Source organism: Methanolobus sp. ZRKC2, assembly GCF_045291185.1.
Classification (GTDB): domain Archaea; phylum Halobacteriota; class Methanosarcinia; order Methanosarcinales; family Methanosarcinaceae; genus Methanolobus.
In genome coordinates this window covers 833,193-852,267 of the sequence record NZ_CP146980.1, presented here as the reverse complement: position 1 = coordinate 852,267, position 19,075 = coordinate 833,193, and the positions used below count along the sequence as shown (strand labels likewise).

General features: G+C 41.0%; 17 protein-coding genes. 11 read left to right on the top strand and 6 right to left on the bottom strand.

Going from position 1 to position 19,075, the window contains the following annotated elements; translation table 11 throughout:
- Positions 1-280: 280 nt before the first annotated feature.
- Positions 281-1,717, bottom strand: a complete 1,437-nt coding sequence (locus tag V7O62_RS04065; protein ID WP_406657746.1) for a right-handed parallel beta-helix repeat-containing protein — start codon at positions 1,715-1,717, stop codon at positions 281-283.
- Between the two features lie 179 nt (positions 1,718-1,896).
- On the opposite strand from V7O62_RS04065, the gene V7O62_RS04060 reads away from it, so the two are divergent.
- From V7O62_RS04060 to V7O62_RS04045, 4 genes are read left to right on the top strand one after another with little or no spacing between them, the layout of a single operon-like run.
- Entirely contained in the window at positions 1,897-3,075 is a 1,179-nt protein-coding gene (locus V7O62_RS04060) for a DUF354 domain-containing protein (protein ID WP_406657745.1), read from the top strand.
- A 14-nt stretch (positions 3,076-3,089) separates the two neighbouring features.
- On the top strand, positions 3,090-4,142 hold the full coding sequence (locus V7O62_RS04055) for a hypothetical protein (protein WP_406657744.1): 1,053 nt from the start codon (positions 3,090-3,092) through the stop codon (positions 4,140-4,142).
- Positions 4,075-5,124 carry a GNAT family N-acetyltransferase gene (locus tag V7O62_RS04050; RefSeq protein WP_406657743.1) on the top strand — a complete coding sequence of 350 codons (1,050 nt, stop codon included), beginning with the start codon at positions 4,075-4,077 and terminating at the stop codon, positions 5,122-5,124. The genes V7O62_RS04055 and V7O62_RS04050 overlap by 68 nt, the downstream gene beginning before the upstream one ends.
- Positions 5,125-5,172: 48 nt before the next feature.
- A complete protein-coding gene (locus tag V7O62_RS04045) occupies positions 5,173-6,177 on the top strand; it encodes a GNAT family N-acetyltransferase (protein WP_406657742.1) in 1,005 nt (334 codons plus the stop codon).
- A gap of 42 nt (positions 6,178-6,219) precedes the next feature.
- On the opposite strand, the gene asnB (V7O62_RS04040) is transcribed toward V7O62_RS04045, so the two are convergent.
- From asnB (V7O62_RS04040) to V7O62_RS04020, 5 genes are all read right to left on the bottom strand, one after another.
- On the bottom strand, positions 6,220-8,064 hold the full coding sequence (gene asnB, locus V7O62_RS04040) for an asparagine synthase (glutamine-hydrolyzing) (protein ID WP_406657741.1): 1,845 nt from the start codon (positions 8,062-8,064) through the stop codon (positions 6,220-6,222).
- Between the two features lie 66 nt (positions 8,065-8,130).
- Positions 8,131-9,975, bottom strand: a complete 1,845-nt coding sequence (gene asnB / locus V7O62_RS04035; RefSeq protein WP_406657740.1) for an asparagine synthase (glutamine-hydrolyzing) — start codon at positions 9,973-9,975, stop codon at positions 8,131-8,133.
- Positions 9,976-10,092: 117 nt separating this feature from the next.
- On the bottom strand, positions 10,093-11,979 hold the full coding sequence (locus tag V7O62_RS04030; protein WP_406657739.1) for a hypothetical protein: 1,887 nt from the start codon (positions 11,977-11,979) through the stop codon (positions 10,093-10,095).
- Positions 11,980-12,026: 47 nt separating this feature from the next.
- Entirely contained in the window at positions 12,027-13,298 is a 1,272-nt protein-coding gene (locus V7O62_RS04025) for a lipopolysaccharide biosynthesis protein (protein WP_406657738.1), read from the bottom strand.
- A gap of 101 nt (positions 13,299-13,399) precedes the next feature.
- The gene (locus V7O62_RS04020) at positions 13,400-13,603 is read right to left on the bottom strand and encodes a hypothetical protein (protein ID WP_406657737.1); all 204 of its coding nucleotides are present in this window, start codon (positions 13,601-13,603) and stop codon (positions 13,400-13,402) included.
- Between the two features lie 357 nt (positions 13,604-13,960).
- On the opposite strand from V7O62_RS04020, the gene V7O62_RS04015 reads away from it, so the two are divergent.
- The 7 genes from V7O62_RS04015 to V7O62_RS03985 all read left to right on the top strand — a co-directional run bounded on the left by V7O62_RS04015 (position 13,961) and on the right by V7O62_RS03985 (position 19,048).
- Positions 13,961-14,842: a DUF1616 domain-containing protein gene (locus tag V7O62_RS04015; protein ID WP_406657736.1), complete on the top strand. Its 882-nt coding sequence runs from the start codon at positions 13,961-13,963 to the stop codon at positions 14,840-14,842.
- Between the two features lies 1 nt (position 14,843).
- Positions 14,844-15,674: a lysostaphin resistance A-like protein gene (locus tag V7O62_RS04010; RefSeq protein ID WP_406657735.1), complete on the top strand. Its 831-nt coding sequence runs from the start codon at positions 14,844-14,846 to the stop codon at positions 15,672-15,674.
- 63 nt (positions 15,675-15,737) lie between these two features.
- Positions 15,738-16,094: a hypothetical protein gene (locus V7O62_RS04005; RefSeq protein ID WP_406657734.1), complete on the top strand. Its 357-nt coding sequence runs from the start codon at positions 15,738-15,740 to the stop codon at positions 16,092-16,094.
- A 44-nt stretch (positions 16,095-16,138) separates the two neighbouring features.
- Positions 16,139-17,422: an adenylosuccinate synthase gene (locus tag V7O62_RS04000; protein WP_406657733.1), complete on the top strand. Its 1,284-nt coding sequence runs from the start codon at positions 16,139-16,141 to the stop codon at positions 17,420-17,422.
- 121 nt (positions 17,423-17,543) lie between these two features.
- Entirely contained in the window at positions 17,544-17,993 is a 450-nt protein-coding gene (locus tag V7O62_RS03995) for a 30S ribosomal protein S19e (RefSeq protein WP_406657732.1), read from the top strand.
- A gap of 69 nt (positions 17,994-18,062) precedes the next feature.
- Entirely contained in the window at positions 18,063-18,422 is a 360-nt protein-coding gene (locus tag V7O62_RS03990) for a DNA-binding protein (protein WP_406657731.1), read from the top strand.
- A gap of 11 nt (positions 18,423-18,433) precedes the next feature.
- Entirely contained in the window at positions 18,434-19,048 is a 615-nt protein-coding gene (locus V7O62_RS03985) for an alpha hydrolase (protein WP_406657730.1), read from the top strand.
- The last annotated feature ends 27 nt before the right edge of the window (positions 19,049-19,075 follow it).

Sequence of the window (19,075 nt, the reverse complement as noted above, 5' to 3'; positions counted from 1 at the left end):
TTATGACAAATTTTACGCAAATCATCACATATTGTGACAGGCTTTTTCTAAATATACTTTCAACTATATATGTGCTATCAGAGCTAAAAAAACACTTAAGTTTAGCTAAAACACCTTCAAGAGGCCGGTAAATGTCTGGATAACAAGTAAAGCACAAGTTACATTGTATGTAAATTTCAATATACTTGAATAGTTCAAAAAATAGATTTTCTATCCAATTTTTATTTGAATTGATTATAAAAAAATGTTCGTTTTTCAGACTATGTTTCGTAGAAAGTATTTATATGAAAATGTTTTCACTGGATTCTCCTACATCTGAAAGTGAAAAATCTGACAGGTCGATACATAGTTCTTTTTCGGAAATATCCGGTGAGGCATCAAAATGGATCACGCATTCGGCAGAAAGATCGACGGCATTGTCCTCTATTTCTATTGCATAGTCTTTTGTCACATGTGAGACACTAATTGCACTTCTTGGCTCTGAAATTGTGACGAGGTCCTTGATGTCATTTTTTTGTACAAGGACATTGTTTGCATTCTCAAGGTTTATTCCGGTCCCGCCCACTTTGGATATTGTATTGTTGTAAACAAGCACTTCATCGACATTTTGTAGTACTATTGCACCATCGTCACCAAATAGCCAGTTGTTAACTTCCGTGATGGTGTTATCTTTCAGGGTTATATTGATGTATGGAGTACTTGCGCCGTTACGTCCTCCTATTACATAGATACCTGAGTCCTGTTTTGCAGCATCGAGATTTCCATCTATATAATTGCCGGTGATGCTAACATCGTGCAGGGATTCTGCATAAATGTTATCTTCAGTTATGTGTGAGACGGATATCGGTATTCTGCAATCTATAATTCTGTTGTTTTCTATGTAAAGATGGTTGGACCCGTGGCTATCAATACCTTCCCACATGGGATTGTTCTCAACGGTATTGTTCCTTATATAGATATATTCCGAGTACTTGTATGCATTATTGCCTTTGGCAACAGCCGTGCCATATGAGTTTGTGTTTAGCTTAAGGGTGTTAATATTCTTGAAAATATTATCCTCAACGAATATTGAACTGGCCTGCTTACCAATCATCACTCCACAATATCCAAAATCAAGGAACTGGTTGTCTCTAACTGTTATTTCCTGGTTATAGTCGGAAGTTGAGCGTGTTGAAAGGTAGACACCATAATTGCTGAAAGCAGTGAAAGTATTGTCTTCTATGAGACAGTTCTTTGTGTTTGCTATTTGCAGGAGACCATAACTTCCGGTGTGCCTTATATATTCTTCATCAGGACCTGCAAACTTAAAACCTGTAACCCTTACGTTTTCTGCATCGTATATCCTGAATATCCTGTGTCCTTTCAGAATACTATTATCGCCAACCAGTCTGATATTTGACCCAACTACGATCGGTGAAGTGATCGTATATGTTCCCTCGTTGACAAGAATTGTTCCCTGATCAATAGCTCTTACCGCAGCCCTGATAGCACTGGTATCATCGCCTTCATACAGGACCCGTTGAGTACTATTTTCAATTACCTGCGCCTGGGCTCCCTTCTTCGCAACAATTATATCAGGCACCGGTTCAACTTCTTCGATTTGAACTTTTTCTTCTTCTTCCTCTTTTTCTTCTACAATGCCGTAAGTGTAGGCAAAGTACAACGCAATAACAACAAGCAAAATCAGTATTGGTAGTCCTATCTTCGATCTTTCCATTTTGACCCCCGTCCTCATGGCACTAATGACTATTCTATATAGGTCACTCATTTAATAAAAAGTGATTCTCACAGTTTCCGGGAAAGAGGTAAACCCTCATTTATATACTTTATATGGGAAATCATCACTATTCAAAAATGATTAAATATGAGATAGGTGTAATAGTAAAAGGGGGTATAATGAGAGTTCTCATTGATATAGGACATCCTGCGCATGTCCATTTCTTCAAGAATATCGTGTTGGGGTTGGAAAGAAATGGGCACAAAGTGCTTGTCACTGCCAGGGAGAAAGACGTTACTGTGAATCTGCTTGAGTCTTACGGCATCAAGTATGAGGTTCTTAGCAAGATTGGTTTCGGAAAAGGCAACCTTATTCGGGAATGGGTTTCAAGGGACATTAAGCTCCTCAAAATCGCAAAAAAATTCGATCCGGACCTGTTGATAGGGGTTTTGAATCCATGTGTAGCTCATGTAGCATGGCTTATGGGCAAACAATCGTTCATATTCACAGATACAGAACATGCAAAGCTTGCAAACCACGTTACGCTTCCTTTTGCTCATAAGGTATTCACACCTTCATCCTATGTGCGGGACCTTGGAGACAAGCAGATACGTTACAATGGATTCCATGAACTTGCATATCTTTCCCCGGATTATTTCGAACCGGACCCGGATTTCTTATCAGAGCTCAATCTGGACAAGGATGATCGGATAATCGTTCTCAGGTTTGTTTCATGGGGTGCAAGTCATGACGTGGGACATCACGGAATTACAAACAAGCTGGAAATTGTCCAGGAGCTGGAAAAATACGGAAAGGTTTTCATTACAGCTGAACAGGAGCTCGACAGCAGCCTGGAAAAATACAGGATATGTGTCAGTCCGGAAAAACTGCATGATCTGCTGTATAATGCAAGCCTCTATCTTGGCGAAGGCGGGACAACTGCCGTTGAAAGTGCAATACTTGGCACACCTTCGATATATGTTTCATCTCTGGTGGGAACCATGGGTAACTTCACTGAGCTCGAGACAAAATACGAGATGATGCACTGCTTCGATGACTCCAAAGAAGCCCTCCAAAAAGCTATTGATATACTTAGCAATCCTGATGCCAAAAAACAATGGGATGTTAAGAAAGACCGGCTGATCCGGGACAAGATCGATGTGAACGAATTCATTATGAGTCATATAGATCTGCTTTCCAGAAAGCCTGAAATCTTCAAAAAGCAACCGGAACCATCAGCAAATCCAAAACCAAAACAATGGAGTGTTGAGAAAGACAGCTTGGTCCGGGACAAGACAGACGTTAACGAACTTATTATAGGGTCCGTAGATCTGGTCTTAAGCAAGGATGAAAAATAAATCCAGGTGTTGTTATGTATGAAACAATAAGACAGAATCCGGATATATGGGCAAAGTTCATCGGAAAAGATGAAGATCTCATGATGCATTCGAGTGTCGACAGTTTTTTAGATTTAGACCGTTGCCAGCTCAGTGAGGTCCTGTCTCCCGAAGTATCCCGGTCTATGATAGACAGTGGATTTGAAGTAGTCCTTCCTGAAGAAAAAAAATTTGCCCTTTGTCTGACTCATGATGTCGATGACATCTATCCTCCCCTGCCCCATACTTTGCTCTCGATGTTTCACTCAATGAAAGGTGTGGACATGCGTCAGCTTAAAAAACATGCTTTATGGAGGTTCAATGGTAAGGAAAATTCACCTTATCTTAATTTCAGGGAAATTATGGACATTGAGGAAAGCTATGGAGCAAAGTCTTCTTTCTATTTCCTGACAGCTGAAAAAGACCCACGCAGGTTCCGATATGATATAGAGGATGCAGGTGCTTATATGGGGGAAATTGTAGACCGGGGGTGGGAAGTCGGACTACATGGTGGTTATTTTTCTTATGCTAATTATGATAATATTGTAGATGAAAAGCAAAAACTTGAAAATGTTCTCGGTAAGAAGGTAATAGGATTCAGGAATCACTATCTTCGCTTTAAGATGAACGATTCCTGGGAGGCCCTGTCAAAAGCCGGGTTCAAGTATGATACTACATTGGGATTTAACAACGCGGTAGGATTCAGGAACGGTTTGTGCCACCCTTTCAGGCCATATGATACTGAGGGAAGCAAGCCCCTTGATATTCTGGAGATACCTCTTGTTATTATGGACGCTGCACTTTTCAACTGTACCGCGTCTTTTAAGGACGCGTGGGAACTTGCAAAGGGAATAATTGATACTGGGGAGCGGTATAACGGCATAATTACACTGCTATGGCATAATAGCTCCTATAGTACCCCTTTCAGAAAAGATTGGAAGAATCTTTACATTAAGATACTTGATTACTGCAATCAAAAACATGCTTGGATTACAAGTGGTGAAGATATTTACAGGTGGTGGGATAATACATATATCGACAATCAATGACTCGCAGGTGTGGGATACATTTGTTGAACAGAGCCCTTATGGAACTATTTTTCATAAATGGGATTTTTTGCATACTGTAGAGAAGCATACGGGATATACACTCTACCCTCTTGGTATGTACATAACGGAAGAATTGATGTGTGTCATTCCTCTTTTCTTCAGGAACTCTCATGGGGTTAAAATGGTCTTTTCTCCCCCTCCGCAAACGGGAATCCCGTATCTCGGTTTTGTCATTAGTGCGCGCTTTGACAGCATGAAACAGAGCAAAAGAGAGCAGCGGATGTGTGAGATGGGAGAACTTTTCGCTGAAGAAATAAACCGGCTGGGTTCAAATTATGTATCCATTTTACTGACGCCATCATTTAATGATATCAGACCGTTCAAATGGAACGGTTTTCTGATCGATCCTCTGTATACCTTTGTTATTGATCTCCAAAAACCTCTGGATAAGATACTGAATGAGTTCAATGTTTCAAAAAGGAAGATTATTAAAAAGAACGAAAACACTTTTGACATGCAGTTGACGGAGGGAGGTGATATTTCCCTCCTGTATGATCTCTCTGTACAAAGGTACAATGAACAGGGGATTAAATTCCCTGTCACAAGCAAAGAGTACATTGAGGAACTGCAAAGGTTGTACCCCGATCACATAAAGGTTTATTATATCAAGGACAAGGATGAAAAGACCTTGGGAGCTGTCATGACTGCAGAACACAGGCGTGTGACATTGTGGATAGGTAGTGTCAAACCAGACATCAAGGCTCCTGTAAATGAATTTATGTACTGGGAGTTCATCAAGAAAAGTAAAGCTGAAAACTATGAACTTCTTGAACTCGGGGGGGCGGATACTCCCCGCCTGTGTGCTTTTAAGTCGCAGTTCAATCCGAATATCGAGACTAACTACAGGATATTCAAAAAAGACCTTGTGGGGAAAATGGCAGAATGGACTTACCTGAATGTGTGTAAAAAGAGTAAGTTCTAATTGGTTGCCTGATGCTGTGGGCATCATATATCTTCATATTCGGGGGCAGTGAATATTCATATATCTATTATTAGTGATTCGCAGGTTTGGGACAGGTTCGTAGACGAGAGTCCTTATGGAACAATTTTTCATAAGTGGGATTTCCTGCGAACCGTGGAAAAACACACCGGATGTGAGCTTTACCCTCTTGGTTTTTACATCACTGAAGAGCTGATATGCATAATACCTCTTTTCTTAAAGAAGGTAAAAGGAGTCAGGATGGTTTTTTCTCCTCCTCCGCAAACTGCAATTCCCTGTCTTGGTTTTGTATTGAGCCCTCGGTGTGATGTCATGAACCAGAGCAAAAAAAGTATGCATATGTATGACATGGGAAAGCTCTTTGCAGAAGAGATCGACCGGATGAATGCAAATTATGTTTCCATTGTATTGACGCCGATGTTCTCTGATATCAGGCCATTCAAATGGAATGGGTTTATGATAGACCCTTTGACTGTATTTATGATCGATCTGCGAAGACCTCTGGACGACATACTTCGAAGTTTTAGTTCTTCAAGAAAGGATAAGGTTAAAAAATTGGATCGATATGACCTGAAACTGGTTGAAAGTAATGACCTTTCTCTTTTCTATGATAGTTCGGTTGAAAGGTATAAGGAGCAGGGAATTAAGTTTCCGGTTGCAAATAAAGAATACCTGGAAGAGCTTCATAGTTTGTACCCTGAAGGAGTAAAGATGTACTATATCCATGACAGTAAAGGTGATTCGCTGGGTAGCCTGATGACTGTAGAGTACAAGAGAATGACAATGTGGATAGGAAATGTAAAACCGAATAACAATGTTCCTGTAAACGAGTTCCTGTACTGGGAACTCATCAAAAAAGGTAAGTCCAAGGGCTACAATTTGCTTGAACTTGGTGGGGCGGACGTTCCCAGTATAGCCGTATTTAAAGCCCAGTTTAACCCTTCACTCAGGGTGAAGTACAGACTTGTTAAAAAAGATACGATCGGCAAGATGGCAGAATGGATGTTCTTCAATATCTATAAGAAGAGCACCTGAATCAGCAATTTGCCGAAGATGGTTGCGGGGATTAGCAAACTTTTATTCTGCCACGCAACCTTTATTGTCAATAAATAATCTCATCCATAATTCTACTGATATGCAACGCCATATTTCAGTTCCTACAAATATACTGGAAGATTTTCCTTCCAGGAGTTTTTCATACATACTCCTGACCATTTCCCAGTTCCAGTAGTCCCTGCTCTGGAAACTCTCCGAGTCGATTATCTGATTTATAAAATCTCTTACTCCCTCTTCTTTCAGCCATTTATCTTCGGGTGTCGCAAATCCTATCTTATCATGTCTGGATAGTATGCTTGATGGCACATCTCCTTCCATCGCCTGTCTGAATGCATATTTTGTTGTTCCTTCATGGATCTTTTGTCCGGGAGACATAGAAAACATATACTCTACAAGCCGGTAATCCAGGAAAGGCACTCTGGATTCTATGGAGAACCTCATTGAGTTTTTGTCCTCGAATCTGAGCAGATGTGGCAGTGAATACGTAGCGAGACTACTGTAAAGTGCTTCGTTAAGTGAATATATATCCCACCTTACATCTTTCCTGTCCTTGTTCTCCACAATAAAATCAGGTGAAAGGAAAGGAACTTTGTGGTTTTTGTATATATGCTTCTTTATGGCTGATGGTGTCATTCGAAGACAAAGGTAAATAATGGGCGAGAAGGATTTGGATTTAGCATAACATCCATTTGCCTCTTTGAGTAATAGTCCAATGTCGAATTGCTTCAGCAGCTCATAATAATAGTATCCGTGAAAATAGTGGTAACCTGCAAGAATTTCGTCTGCTCCCTGACCGTCCAGAAGGACCTTCATTCCATTATCCTGGGCAAGTTTCATGACCCTGTACTGTCCGTAAACGCTTGTTCCGCTGAAGGGTTCTTCCTGGGTATGGAACAACTCCTGCAGATCGTTCATAAGGTCCGAAGGATCGGGAGTCACACAGAAGTTAACCGAGTTGACCATGCTGTTTATCTCTTGCTGGTATATCCCCTCGTCTATAGAACTGCCCGGAAACCTCAGGGAAAATGTTTTTATCTCTGCATTAGGATCAACTTTTCTCATCGTCACAACAACTGATGAGGAGTCTATACCACCGCTCAGACAGCTTCCAACCGGTACATCGGCAATAAGCCTTTTCCTGATCGAGTCGGTGAAGATCTCTTTTACTTTCTGGTGATCATTTTCTTCCTTTAAAAACCGTGTCTTTGTATCATAATACTGTTCTATCTTTATCTCCTTTGATGAAAGGTCGAATGTCATATTATGACCCGACATCAGTCTTTTAATTCCTTTGAAAAAAGTGTCTTCACAATGATCTGTCAGATTGAAATACAGGTAGTCGAAAACAATGGCCCTGTTTTCCTCTCTGGGTATTTCGTGCTCGATAACTGCCTTGATTTCCGATGAGAACATGAATTTGTCACCATCGAAGTAGTAATATAAGGGCTTTATTCCAAACCTGTCTCTGCTAAGGAAAAGAATATTCTTTGTTTTGTCGTAAATGCAGAATGCCCACATTCCATTGAAATGCTGTACACAGTCTGCTCCGTATTCTTCATAAGCACGTAGTACGACTTCTGTATCCGTATGACTTTTAAAATGATGTCCTTTTCTGATGAATTCCTCCCTGAGTTCTAAGAAATTGTATATTTCCCCGTTGTATATCAAAACAATAGTTCCATCTTCATTGGACATGGGCTGATGCCCTTTTTCTGACAGATCCTGTATTGCAAGTCTTCTATGCCCAAGAGATACTTCACTATCCAGGTAGCTCCCTTCGTCATCTGGTCCTCTGTGCTTGATAGATTCGCACATTTTCTTTAGTAGTAACTCACTTTTCCAGTTAAATCCTGCAATCCCACACATATAACCACTCTCTGTAATTCTATTAATTGCGTTCGGTAAAAACCCCATTTGCAGATATCTGTCACTTTATTCAGCCACAAATTCTTCTTTCTCGATAAACAATCGTATCCACAGTTCTATTGATATGCATCGCCATATTTCCGTTCCCACGAATATTGCAGACGATTCACCCTTCAGAAGCTTATCATACATGTCCTGGATTTTCTCCCAATTCCAGAAATCCCTTGCCATGAAACTCTTTGAACTTATTATGTTGTGAATAACGGGTTTTACCGCTTCATCTTTTAGCCATTTCTCTTCGGGCGTCTCAAAACCTATCTTATCATTCCTGGAGAGTATGCTTGCTGGCAGTTCTTCTTCCATTGCCTGCCTGAATGCATATTTTGTCACCCCATCATATACCCTGAGTTCATTTGGCATGGAGAGCAGGTATTCTGCAAGGTTGTGATCAAGGAAAGGTACTCTTGATTCTATGGAGAACCTCATTGAATTCTTGTCTACGAATCTGAGAAGATGCGGAAGTGCATAGAATAGCACACTACTGTAAGCTGCTTCGCTTAAAGAGGATATGTGCCATCTCATGTCTTCACGGGCTGCATTTTCTTCAATAAACCCACGGGCCAGATAGGGTGCTTTCCGATTATTGTATAAGTATCTCTTGATCTCATCGGGTGTCACACGCAGGCCAAGGTATACAAGATGTATAAACGATTTTGATTTGGAATAGCATTGAGTTGCTTCTCTGAAGAAATTAGCTACTTCAAGGCGTTTTAGCATCTCATAATAGTAATATCCGTTAAAGTAGTTACTTCCGGAAAGTACCTGGTCGGCTCCCTGGCCGTCCATTAAGACTCTGACCCCGTTGTCGTGTGCCAGTTGCATTATCCTGTATTGCCCGTATACACTTGTTCCGCTGAAGGGCTCTTCCTGGGTAAGGAACAATTCCTTCAGATCGCTTATAAGTTCGGATGGCATGGGAGTCACGCCGTAATTAATTGAATCTACCTTATCGCATACATCCTTCTGGTACGGAGCTTCATCTATATTTTCTCCCGGGAATTTCATGGAAAAGGTTTTGATCTGCTCCTCGGGTTGTATCTTTCTCATTGTGACAACTATTGATGAGGAGTCTATACCACCACTCAGGCAGCTTCCCATGGGAACGTCCGAAACAAGTGCCCTGTCGACAGCTTCAGTGAACAGTTCTTTGATTTTCCTGGGATCATTGGCACCGTCTATTACTTTTTCCTCAATGTTGTAATAGCGGCTGATCTCCATTTTATTGCTTGAAAGATCGAATATCAGGCTATGGCTGGGCATAAGCCTTTTGATGCCACTGAAAAAGGTATCTTCACTGTGATCTGTCAAATTGAAGTACAGGTAGTCGAAAACGATGCCTCTGTTCTCTTTTCTGAGAATGTCATGTTCAAGAATTGCCTTTATTTCCGAGGAGAATATGAATTTTTCTCCATCGAAGTAGTAATATAACGGCTTTATTCCAAACCTGTCTCTGCTAAGGAAAAGAATATTCTTTGCTTTGTCGTAAATGCAGAATGCCCACATTCCGTTGAAGTGTTGTACACAGTCTGCTCCGTATTCTTCATAACTGTGAATTACAACTTCACTGTCGCTCTGACTTTTGAATGTATGTCCTTTTTTGATAAGTTCTTCCCTTATTTCCGGGAAGTTGTATATCCTTCCATTATACGTCAAAAGTATTGTGTTGTCTTCATTGGATATAGGTTGCTGATATTTTTCGGATAGATCCAGTACTTCAAGCCTTCTATGTCCAAGGGATACTTGTTCATCTACATAGATTCCCTTTCCATCAGGTCCTCTGTGTTTAATCGATTCACACATTTTCCTGAGTAGTAACTCATCCTTCCAGTTAAATCCTGTAACCCCACACATTTTACCACACTAAGATACTTTGCTTATTCCCTTATAAAAATTTCTCATTTGTTCTACCCAATTTCAGTAAAACAAATTTTGTCTTTCTAACTATATTCATAATTACAATTATGAAAATCATACATATGTTGTGACGCTGCTTGATTCATATATTTTATTGTATTCTTCCAGAGAACCCCACAGTTCTGAATCTTCCAGATAGTAATAGTCAAGTAGTGATTCCATTGTAGGAGTGGCAATAAATTCTCCATCCCGAATCGTAGCTAATTTCAGTGGCCGCTTACTGAGCTCACCTGTTCTTATCAGTATTGGTTCGGAAGTGTTACTTCTGAGGAATTCTTTTTCAGTAGGGTCTACTTCCAGAATGTTGATTTTTTCCACGTAGGGCGAAGTTTCCATGTATCTGTGTGTTACAAAGTCTACCATCACCCGTCCTTTTGCATGGGTCCCTGCATGGTCAAAACCATTTATCTCTTCCTCTGTCAGGTAGTAAGTATAGAATGGCCTTTTGACAATAGGATTATCAGAGGCAACGAAATCATTGGATACGGATAAGAATGCCAAGACAATGAACAGCAGAATCAAGATTCGCTTTGCATTCTTTTTCGACCTAAGGTAAGTTGTGTAAAAGCCAAAAGCTGCAGCCATAACTATAAAGAGAAATGTGTACTCTCCGAATCTCTCGATGTTGAGATGCTCTCCGAATTTGCTTATGAGAAAACCCGGTCCCGGAAAAGAAACTGCAGTTGCCAGGAGACCTGTTAAGCATATCATCTTTGCAGATTCGGATACATTTTCCCTTTTCATGGCTTCAAGTGTTCCGATGAGTACAAAGAAAAGTATGGGTGAGTATTGCAGGTAATTGAACAGCTCCTGCAAAGGTGTCACCAGAATTGAGTCTGTTGAAAGACTGGTTGGAGCAGTAGCCATAAGGTTCCTGAAAATGGTTTTAAAAAGATCCATTGCTATGTATATCCAATATCCCAGTGTTGCGGCTACGACAAATGCCAGATAATCAAAGTCAGCTATACTTTGCTCTTTACTTACACTGTATATTTTTTGAAGCACATATACAAGTACCAATATCGCAAGCACAAAGGGTATGGAAACTGTGTGATATGCGATGATGGATATAGTGAGAATAAGTGCCAGGAATATCTTCCTTGTGTCCCTGTTATAAAGCAAGGATAATACCAGTATTATCAGAACAAATGATATTGTGCTTCTTGCTATCGCTGCAAGTCCGTATTTCAGGATATCCGGATAGAAGGCAACGAATAATGCAGCTACAAGTGAAAGTTTTTCTTCTTTAAATATCTTTTTTGATAACAGATAAGCTGCTGGCGGAATGAATGCGAAAATAATGCCGTTTGTCAAATACATAATCTTATAAGCCGAGGTGTCCAGTGCAGTGACCATGTATACTGAAGCACCAAGGATATGCCATAAGGGGAATGATGCATAAAGATCGAATAATTCGGTAATTTGTCCTCCCTCGACCAGAATTTCTATCATCTGGGTATGAAAGAAGGCATCTGTTCTTTCGATAAAGAAAAAGTAGTTCAGGCTTACTCCCCATATTACATTAACCAACAATAGCATTGTCTGGAAGAGTATTATTTGTGATCTTTTCTGTGAACTTTTAAAGAAGAGGATTTGGCTCAGTATAAGCATGCCCATTATGGCAATAATCCCATAGTAACTGTACGGCCTTATCTGGTTGATATGCAACAGCAACAAAGATATGCTAAAAAAAATGAAATAGGTAGATAGGAATAACTTGAAATACTCTTCTTTCATTTCCGGAAGATAGCTTGCATTCTTGGTTTGTAACGAATATACGAGGGGTGCCAGAAGCATCGGAACTGCAAGATATGTACCCAGCAGGGCCAGGTTGGACTGTCCTATTAAAAATGGTACCATCAGGCCCGCCAATGCTATCACATAACTTCCGAACAAAACCAACCCAAAGGTAATCTTATATTTTCTTTTTGAACCCCACACTGTAACAACCCCTAAACCACTATTATTTTAGTTTTTGATTATAAGATTTAAATCCATCCCTCTTTCCTTGAAATCCTTATTGTAACCAATGTCAGGATTATGTATGTGATCATCCATGCGTAGCCGAACCCAATTATTCCGTATTTTGTAAGGAAAGGATATGAAAGTCCCAGCAACACTGAAAACCTGATGAAATTTATCTTAATAAGCGTCTTAATCTTCATCTGTAAATTCAATATCGGAACAATGAAGTTATGCAATGCTACAAAAAAACTTGATAATACAAGAACATGAAGCAATGGCAGGGACTGGATATAGTCTTCTCCGAAGATCTGCAGTATGTTCTCACCAAAGAAATATATGAGAATTATGCTGGGAAAAAGTAATATGGAAACTGCTCCTGCTGATCTGATTATATTTCTTTTGAGTCCCTCTCCGTAACTACCTTCTATAAAGAGCGAAGTGCTCATTGACATGGGTGCTATCCAGATGAGATTACTTATGGCAAAGGCAATGTAGTACAGAGCAGCTTCTTCTTTTCCAAGAAGGGCCAACATTATCGTAGGCATTATCAGTGAAGGGCTTTCGTACAGCAGGCTAGCAACGTAGTTGCCCGACGAGAAAGTGAACGATTCTTTCAGGAATCCTTTGTCAATCTTGGTTTGTATGCTTGTTCTTTTGTTTAATAGGTATATACTGAAGATAGTAGAAACTATATATGTGACACCTATGGCCCCGAAGATCCCAAAATTTCCAAGGAACACAAGAGGCAATAGCAGCGGGACCCGGACAGAAAGAACAAGGTTCTGCATGAAGAAATCCTTTGTATCTCTCAGGGCTTTGAAAGCTTCCCCGCTCATAAAAAACATGGAGTTTGTGACTACTGTTATGAAAAAGAAGAATGCATAACCACTTTTTTGAAGAAGGGAAATGTTCTGGAGGACGTCGTTAACTATCAAAAGATATACTGTAGCCATGAAGGCAGATGCTATGGTAGTTATCACTATTGAGGTGCTCAGAACATTCTCTTTTATGTGTATGTTTATAAAACGGATAAGTGAGAAATTGAAGCCCAGACTGGAAATGAATACGATCAATCCGAGCGAAGATATCAATGCAGTTGCAACACCGACTTCTTCTGTAGGATACAACCTGGCAGCTATCAGCCAGAAAAGGAAACCTACTCCTACGTTCAATAATCTGCCAAGTAGCAGGAACACCGAATTTCTGTAAAGAGGATCTTTCAGGCTGATAAAGAGGTGTTCGGCGCTGATTGTACGCTTTTCTGCTATGAAGTTTACTATACCAGATCCTTTCATATGTGTATCACTTGCAGGGTTAAACCCGATTTAAAGAATATTCGAATAAATCGTTGTTCATTGTCAGAAACGGTTCTACGATTTATTTTATCATCCGACATTTATTGACCCAGTATCTGCATTACATAGAAGATTATTATTGCTATAAACACTATCGTCAACGGCACAATACTCATTTCGAAGAATGAACCAAGATCTTTGTTCCACCCGTCGGATGCCTTCAGCAGTTTCCTGGAAGCAAGCAGAACTATAAGAGCAAGAGCTCCAAACACGCTGTAATCAGATAGTCCATTGTTTATGCTCATGTTTATTGCTTCTGTTGCAGCATTGTCTGTCGAGCCTAGATTTATTAGAATACTAGGATGAATAAGCACCGCTAACACTACTTCCCACTCCAACTGTTATTGTCTATAAAGACAGATAACATTAGTCATTTAATGAACTTAACTTTTACTATCTGATTTGGTCATCTGGCATGTGCCAAATAATAGCATTGATGCAGAAAATATGCTGCGGAACCTTTATTCTATAACAATTCAACTTTTGGTGGTCTACACAGGTTCCGGCGTAGTTGGTGCAGAGGATGCACAGACTTTGTATGTGCAGGAATGTGCAATATTTATAACCTTTAAACTCTTATGGAATCTTGGAGTGGAAATTTAATGGGTGTTAAAGAACGGATACCTGTGGACATGCAAATTGTTATTGCACTTGTGCTGCTTTCAGATATTTTCATATTTGCTTTTCCCCAGACACCATCCTTCATACGTGCAGTAGTTGGCCTGCCAATGTTATTGTTTCTGCCGGGATATGTGCTGATAAGCGCTTTATTTCCTGGAAAGAATGACCTTGAAGGATTGGAACGCCTTGTTTTGAGTTTAGGTCTGAGCATAGTGATTACGCCTTTCATTGGCTTTGCACTTAACTATAGTATATGGGGCATAAAGCTTGTTCCAATAGTGGCAGTACTATCCTTTTACTTATTGTTCATGTGTGCACTCACAATTCTAAGGCGTGATCAATTACCTAAAAAAGATGTCTTTTCCATCAGTTTAACTTCGGCTTACAGGACGTTTCAAAATGAAATTATGTCCCGGGAATCCAAACTGGACCGTACATTGACCATAGTCCTTTTGTTTTCTGTTATTGTTGCTATGACAACTCTTACGTATGTGCTGGTAACTCCTAAAGGGGGAGAACAGTTTACAGAGTTCTATATGCTGGGCATGGATGGTAAGGCAGTGGATTATCCTACTGAACTTAGAACCGGTGAGAGTGGTAATGTTATACTTGGTGTGACGAACCATGAAGGTGAAACAGTAAATTATAAACTGGAGCTGCGGCTGGACAATGAGTCCCTGCCTCTTGATGATGAAAGCCAGACAATCTCTCTTGAAAATGAGGAAAAATGGGAGAATGAGATTACTTTTACTCCTGAGGATGTGGGTGAAAATATGAAATTGCAATTCCTGCTTTACAGGAACGATGATCTTACAGAGCCCTATAGGGAGCTTTATCTATGGATCGATGTGAAGGAGGCTTAAGATGCAGTTCAGTGAAGATAGTCCAAATGAAAGAACTTCTTATAGCATGATGTCAAGATTTTCGTTTGGCTCAGAGCGTTTAGTGATATTTTTCATGCTGTCCATAGTGTTTGCAGAGATCTTTCTTTTCGCAGGCGTAATGCAGGTAAGTCTTACTGTCCACTTCCTGGTACTTATCGGGATAGCATTTTCAACAATATGGGTAAGGGATCAGGAGGTACTGTATTCTCTACAGGCACTGATGCTTTTGCCTCTGGTGAGGATAATTAATGTCTCTATGCCTATTTCTGATGTGCCTATCTTTATCTACGTTAGTATTTACGCCCCAATGCTGATACCGTTATTCTTTTTGATAAGACATCAAAATTTATCAGCAATGGATTTAGGTGTCACTTTCAAGAAAGCATATCTTTACATTCCGTTTTCTATTGTGGTGGCTTTCATTATCGCAGAAGCTGAGTATCTGGCTATAGGTCCTGATTATCTTTCTGTAAATCTCTCAACGGAGGGTATGGTAGGTATTTCTATTGCAATATTCCTGTTCGTAGGACTTGTTGAAGAACTAATATTCAGGTCCATTCTCCAGACCCGGCTTGAAGGCCTGTTTGGTTTGAAGGCAGGGTTGGTATTTGCCAGTGTACTTTTCGGGATTATGCATTCTGGTTACGGTGTGCCTGCCGAGATTCTCCTTACAACGGCTGCCGGTTTTGTTCTGGGGTACATGTTCCAGAAAACTCGCAGTCTTCTCCTTGTGACACTGACACATAGTTTTGCCAATATTTTTCTCTTTGTATTGATACCTGTTTTTGGTCCCGGGGTGGGAATTATCTGATGGCGGACGTAAATAGTTTTCATACAAAAAGTAATTATAAAATTTACGAATATAGATTAATGAATGCTTAAAAACAAAGACCGTACCAAGTCGAACCTTTATGGTATCAAAGGAATACATAATGTGTATTCGTGGCAGGGACTTGCTATCCATTTCAAGAACAGTTCCAGGGTGAGCAGGTGCGGTGGTTACAATTCCTGTACTTCGGATAAAAGGTCTTCTGCATGTAATTTTTTTGTTAAAAGGCAGGATGCTATCTATATGCTCCAGTCGGAATTTAATGTGAGTATAAGTCTTGCCGAAAAACTGATAGATACTCTCATAGACATGGGAATAGCTAAAGCCCTGCGATGCTACAAAGAGGGCAGTGCCTGCTTTGATGAAGGTACGCGCTCGATAGTCTTTGATGAGGATATTTAAGAGCAATCAAAACTTTATTAAGCCAACAGGATAATCCTGCACCCATGTTTACGATTATCACAGGTGCGCAGTTTGGCGATGAAGGCAAAGGAAAGGTAGTTGACCTAATGTCTGGTGACTATGATCTGGTTGTCCGTTTCCAGGGAGGGAACAATGCAGGACATACTGTCAAAGTTGGAGAGGACGTATACAAACTCCACCTTATTCCATCTGGTTTCCTGCTTGATTCCAGGGTGCTTATCGGTCCGGGTACTGTAGTGAATCCAGAGGTACTGGTCAGGGAAATCGATATGCTTGCTGAGGGAGGTATTGAGCTAGGTCCGGAAAAACTCGGGATCGATGCTAAGGCCAGTATCATTATGCCTTATCATATAGAGCTGGATGGTCTCAGGGAATCCAAAAGGACAGAGAAGATAGGTACAACTAAACGTGGTATTGGTTTTGCTTATATTGACAAGGTTGCAAGGGATGAGGTCAAGATGGCTGATATTGCCGATGAGTCATGTCTGCTCCAAAGACTGTGTGAATTAGCTCCTTCTAAAGAATTTGCTATAAAGGAACTTGATGGTGATCCTGCTATAGTAACCGATGAGCATCTCATCGGGAAATATGTTGAACTTGGTAAGCGTCTTGCACCTTATATGACTGATGTTTCCTATGAAATCAATAAAGCACTTGAAGATGGAAAGAATGTGCTTGCCGAAGGTGCGCAGGGTACGCATCTCGACGTTATCCACGGTACCCAGAAATTTGTCACTTCTTCTTCAACTATAGCTGGTTCGGCATGTGCAAACCTTGGAGTCGGACCTACAAAAGTGGATGATGTGCTTGGAATTGTCAAGGCTTACATTACCCGTGTGGGAGAAGGCCCTCTTCCTACAGAGCTAACTGATGATGTGGGTAAGCAGATACAGGAAGTCGGGGGAGAATTTGGTACTACTACCGGCAGGTCAAGGCGGTGCGGCTGGTTTGATCTTCCTCTGCTGAAAAAAGCGACATATCTCAATGGCTACACATCTGTTGCTCTGACAAAACTGGATGTTCTGTCAAACCTTGATCCCATAAGGGTATGTGTTTCCTACGAACTTGAGGGTCATATACTGGGCTATCCTCCTGAAGACACTGCAGAACTTGCAAACTGCAAGCCTGTATATGAAGACCTGCCAGGATGGGAAGGAGATCTTACAGGTGTCAAGAGCTTTGATGAACTGCCAGAGGCGGCCCAAAGCTATGTTCTCTATCTTGAGAAGAGCATGGGTGTTCCTATAGAGTATGTGTCTGTGGGTCCTGCAAGGGAACAGACCTTCAGAAAGGAAACGGGTAACTGATATTCTGCCGAAAAGCGTATATACTTCTCGTGAGTTAACAGAACAAACTCCAGCATGAACAAAACCAGATATTTCATTGAGTCCATGAAATTGATAATATCTAAGTTACAAGGAGAATAAGATGACAACTGCATATGATGTTCCTGCAGCCGACCTGATCAGCAAGGTAGCAGGGAAACTTAAAGAGAATGATAATGTTACTCCCCCTGAGTGGGCAGCATTTGTAAAGACAGGAGCACACAAGGATATGCCGCCTATTGATAATGAATGGTGGTATACACGCTGCGCTGCAGTCCTCAGAACTGTATACAAAGAAGGTCCTATAGGTGTTGAGAGACTACGCTCTGTATATGGTGGAAAGAAAGACATGGGTTCCAGTCCTTACCACAAGGCAAAAGGAAGCGGATCCATTGCAAGAGGAGTACTTCAGCAACTTGAAGCTGCAGGTCTTATACGCACCCTCAAGAGTGGTCGTGTAGTGTCACCTCAGGGACAGTCGTTGCTTGATAATAGTGCATATGAGGTAAAGCAGGAACTTGTGGAAAAGATCCCGGGTCTTGCAAAGTACTGAATTGGGTAACCTGTTCAATAACACTAATAAGGTTGTATTACTAACATCTCTTTAAGCTAGGTGAGTTCCATGGCGGATGATCTTGAAGAAATAAGAAGGAAAAGGCTTGAACAACTTCAGCAGCAACAGGCTTCTGAGCAGCAGGTAGGCACAGGCGATATGCAGGCAGCAATGCAGCAGGAGCAGGCAAGGGCTGAAATGGAAGCACAGAAGCAGGCACTGCTCCGCCAGATCCTGACTCCTGAAGCACGTGAACGTCTAAGCACATTAAAGATGTCTCGTAAAGAGATGGTAGAACAGCTTGAATCTCAACTGATAATGCTTGCCCAGAGCGGAAGGCTACAGTCAAAGATCGATGATGAGAAACTCAAGCAGCTTCTGCTCCAGATGCAGCCAAAAAAGCGTGAACCAACCATAAAACGTATGTGAGCTGGCCTCTGATGCGGGTCTCTGTTCTTTTCAGTGGAGGAAAGGACAGCTCTCTTGCAGCTATTCTGCTGGAGCCGTTCTTCGACATAGAACTTGTAACTTGCAGTTTTTCGCTGCTTCCTGTGGGTGATATTGCCCGGGAAACGGCTGAAAGGATGGGATTTGCACACCGGGTTGTTCAACTTGAAAGGTCGGTGCTTGAAAAAGCATATGGTATGGTCATTACGGATGGCTTCCCAAAGAATGCTATAAATCATATCCACAGTGCTGCAGTCGAGAAGCTCGCAACTGAGGAAAATGTCAGTTTCATTGCGGATGGTATCAGGCGGGATGACCGGGTTCCGGTCCTTGACATGTCTCGTATAAGGAGCATTGAGGACAAGTACGATGTACATTACGTATCTCCTTTAAAAGGATACGGACGTGCAGCTGTAAATGAACTGGTCAGCAGGCATCTGGTTATTGAAGAAGATCAGAGTGATAATATCATCAAGGCTGATTATGAGACTGAGTTGCGGGAGTTGATCAGGCAAAGGGATGGTTCGGAAAAGATCAATGAGGTTTTTCCTGCACATATCCAGTCCCATGTTATTGAACGAAAGAAGGTAAGGCCCAAAAGATCGTAACAGGCTGGCATACATGATTAAAGATTT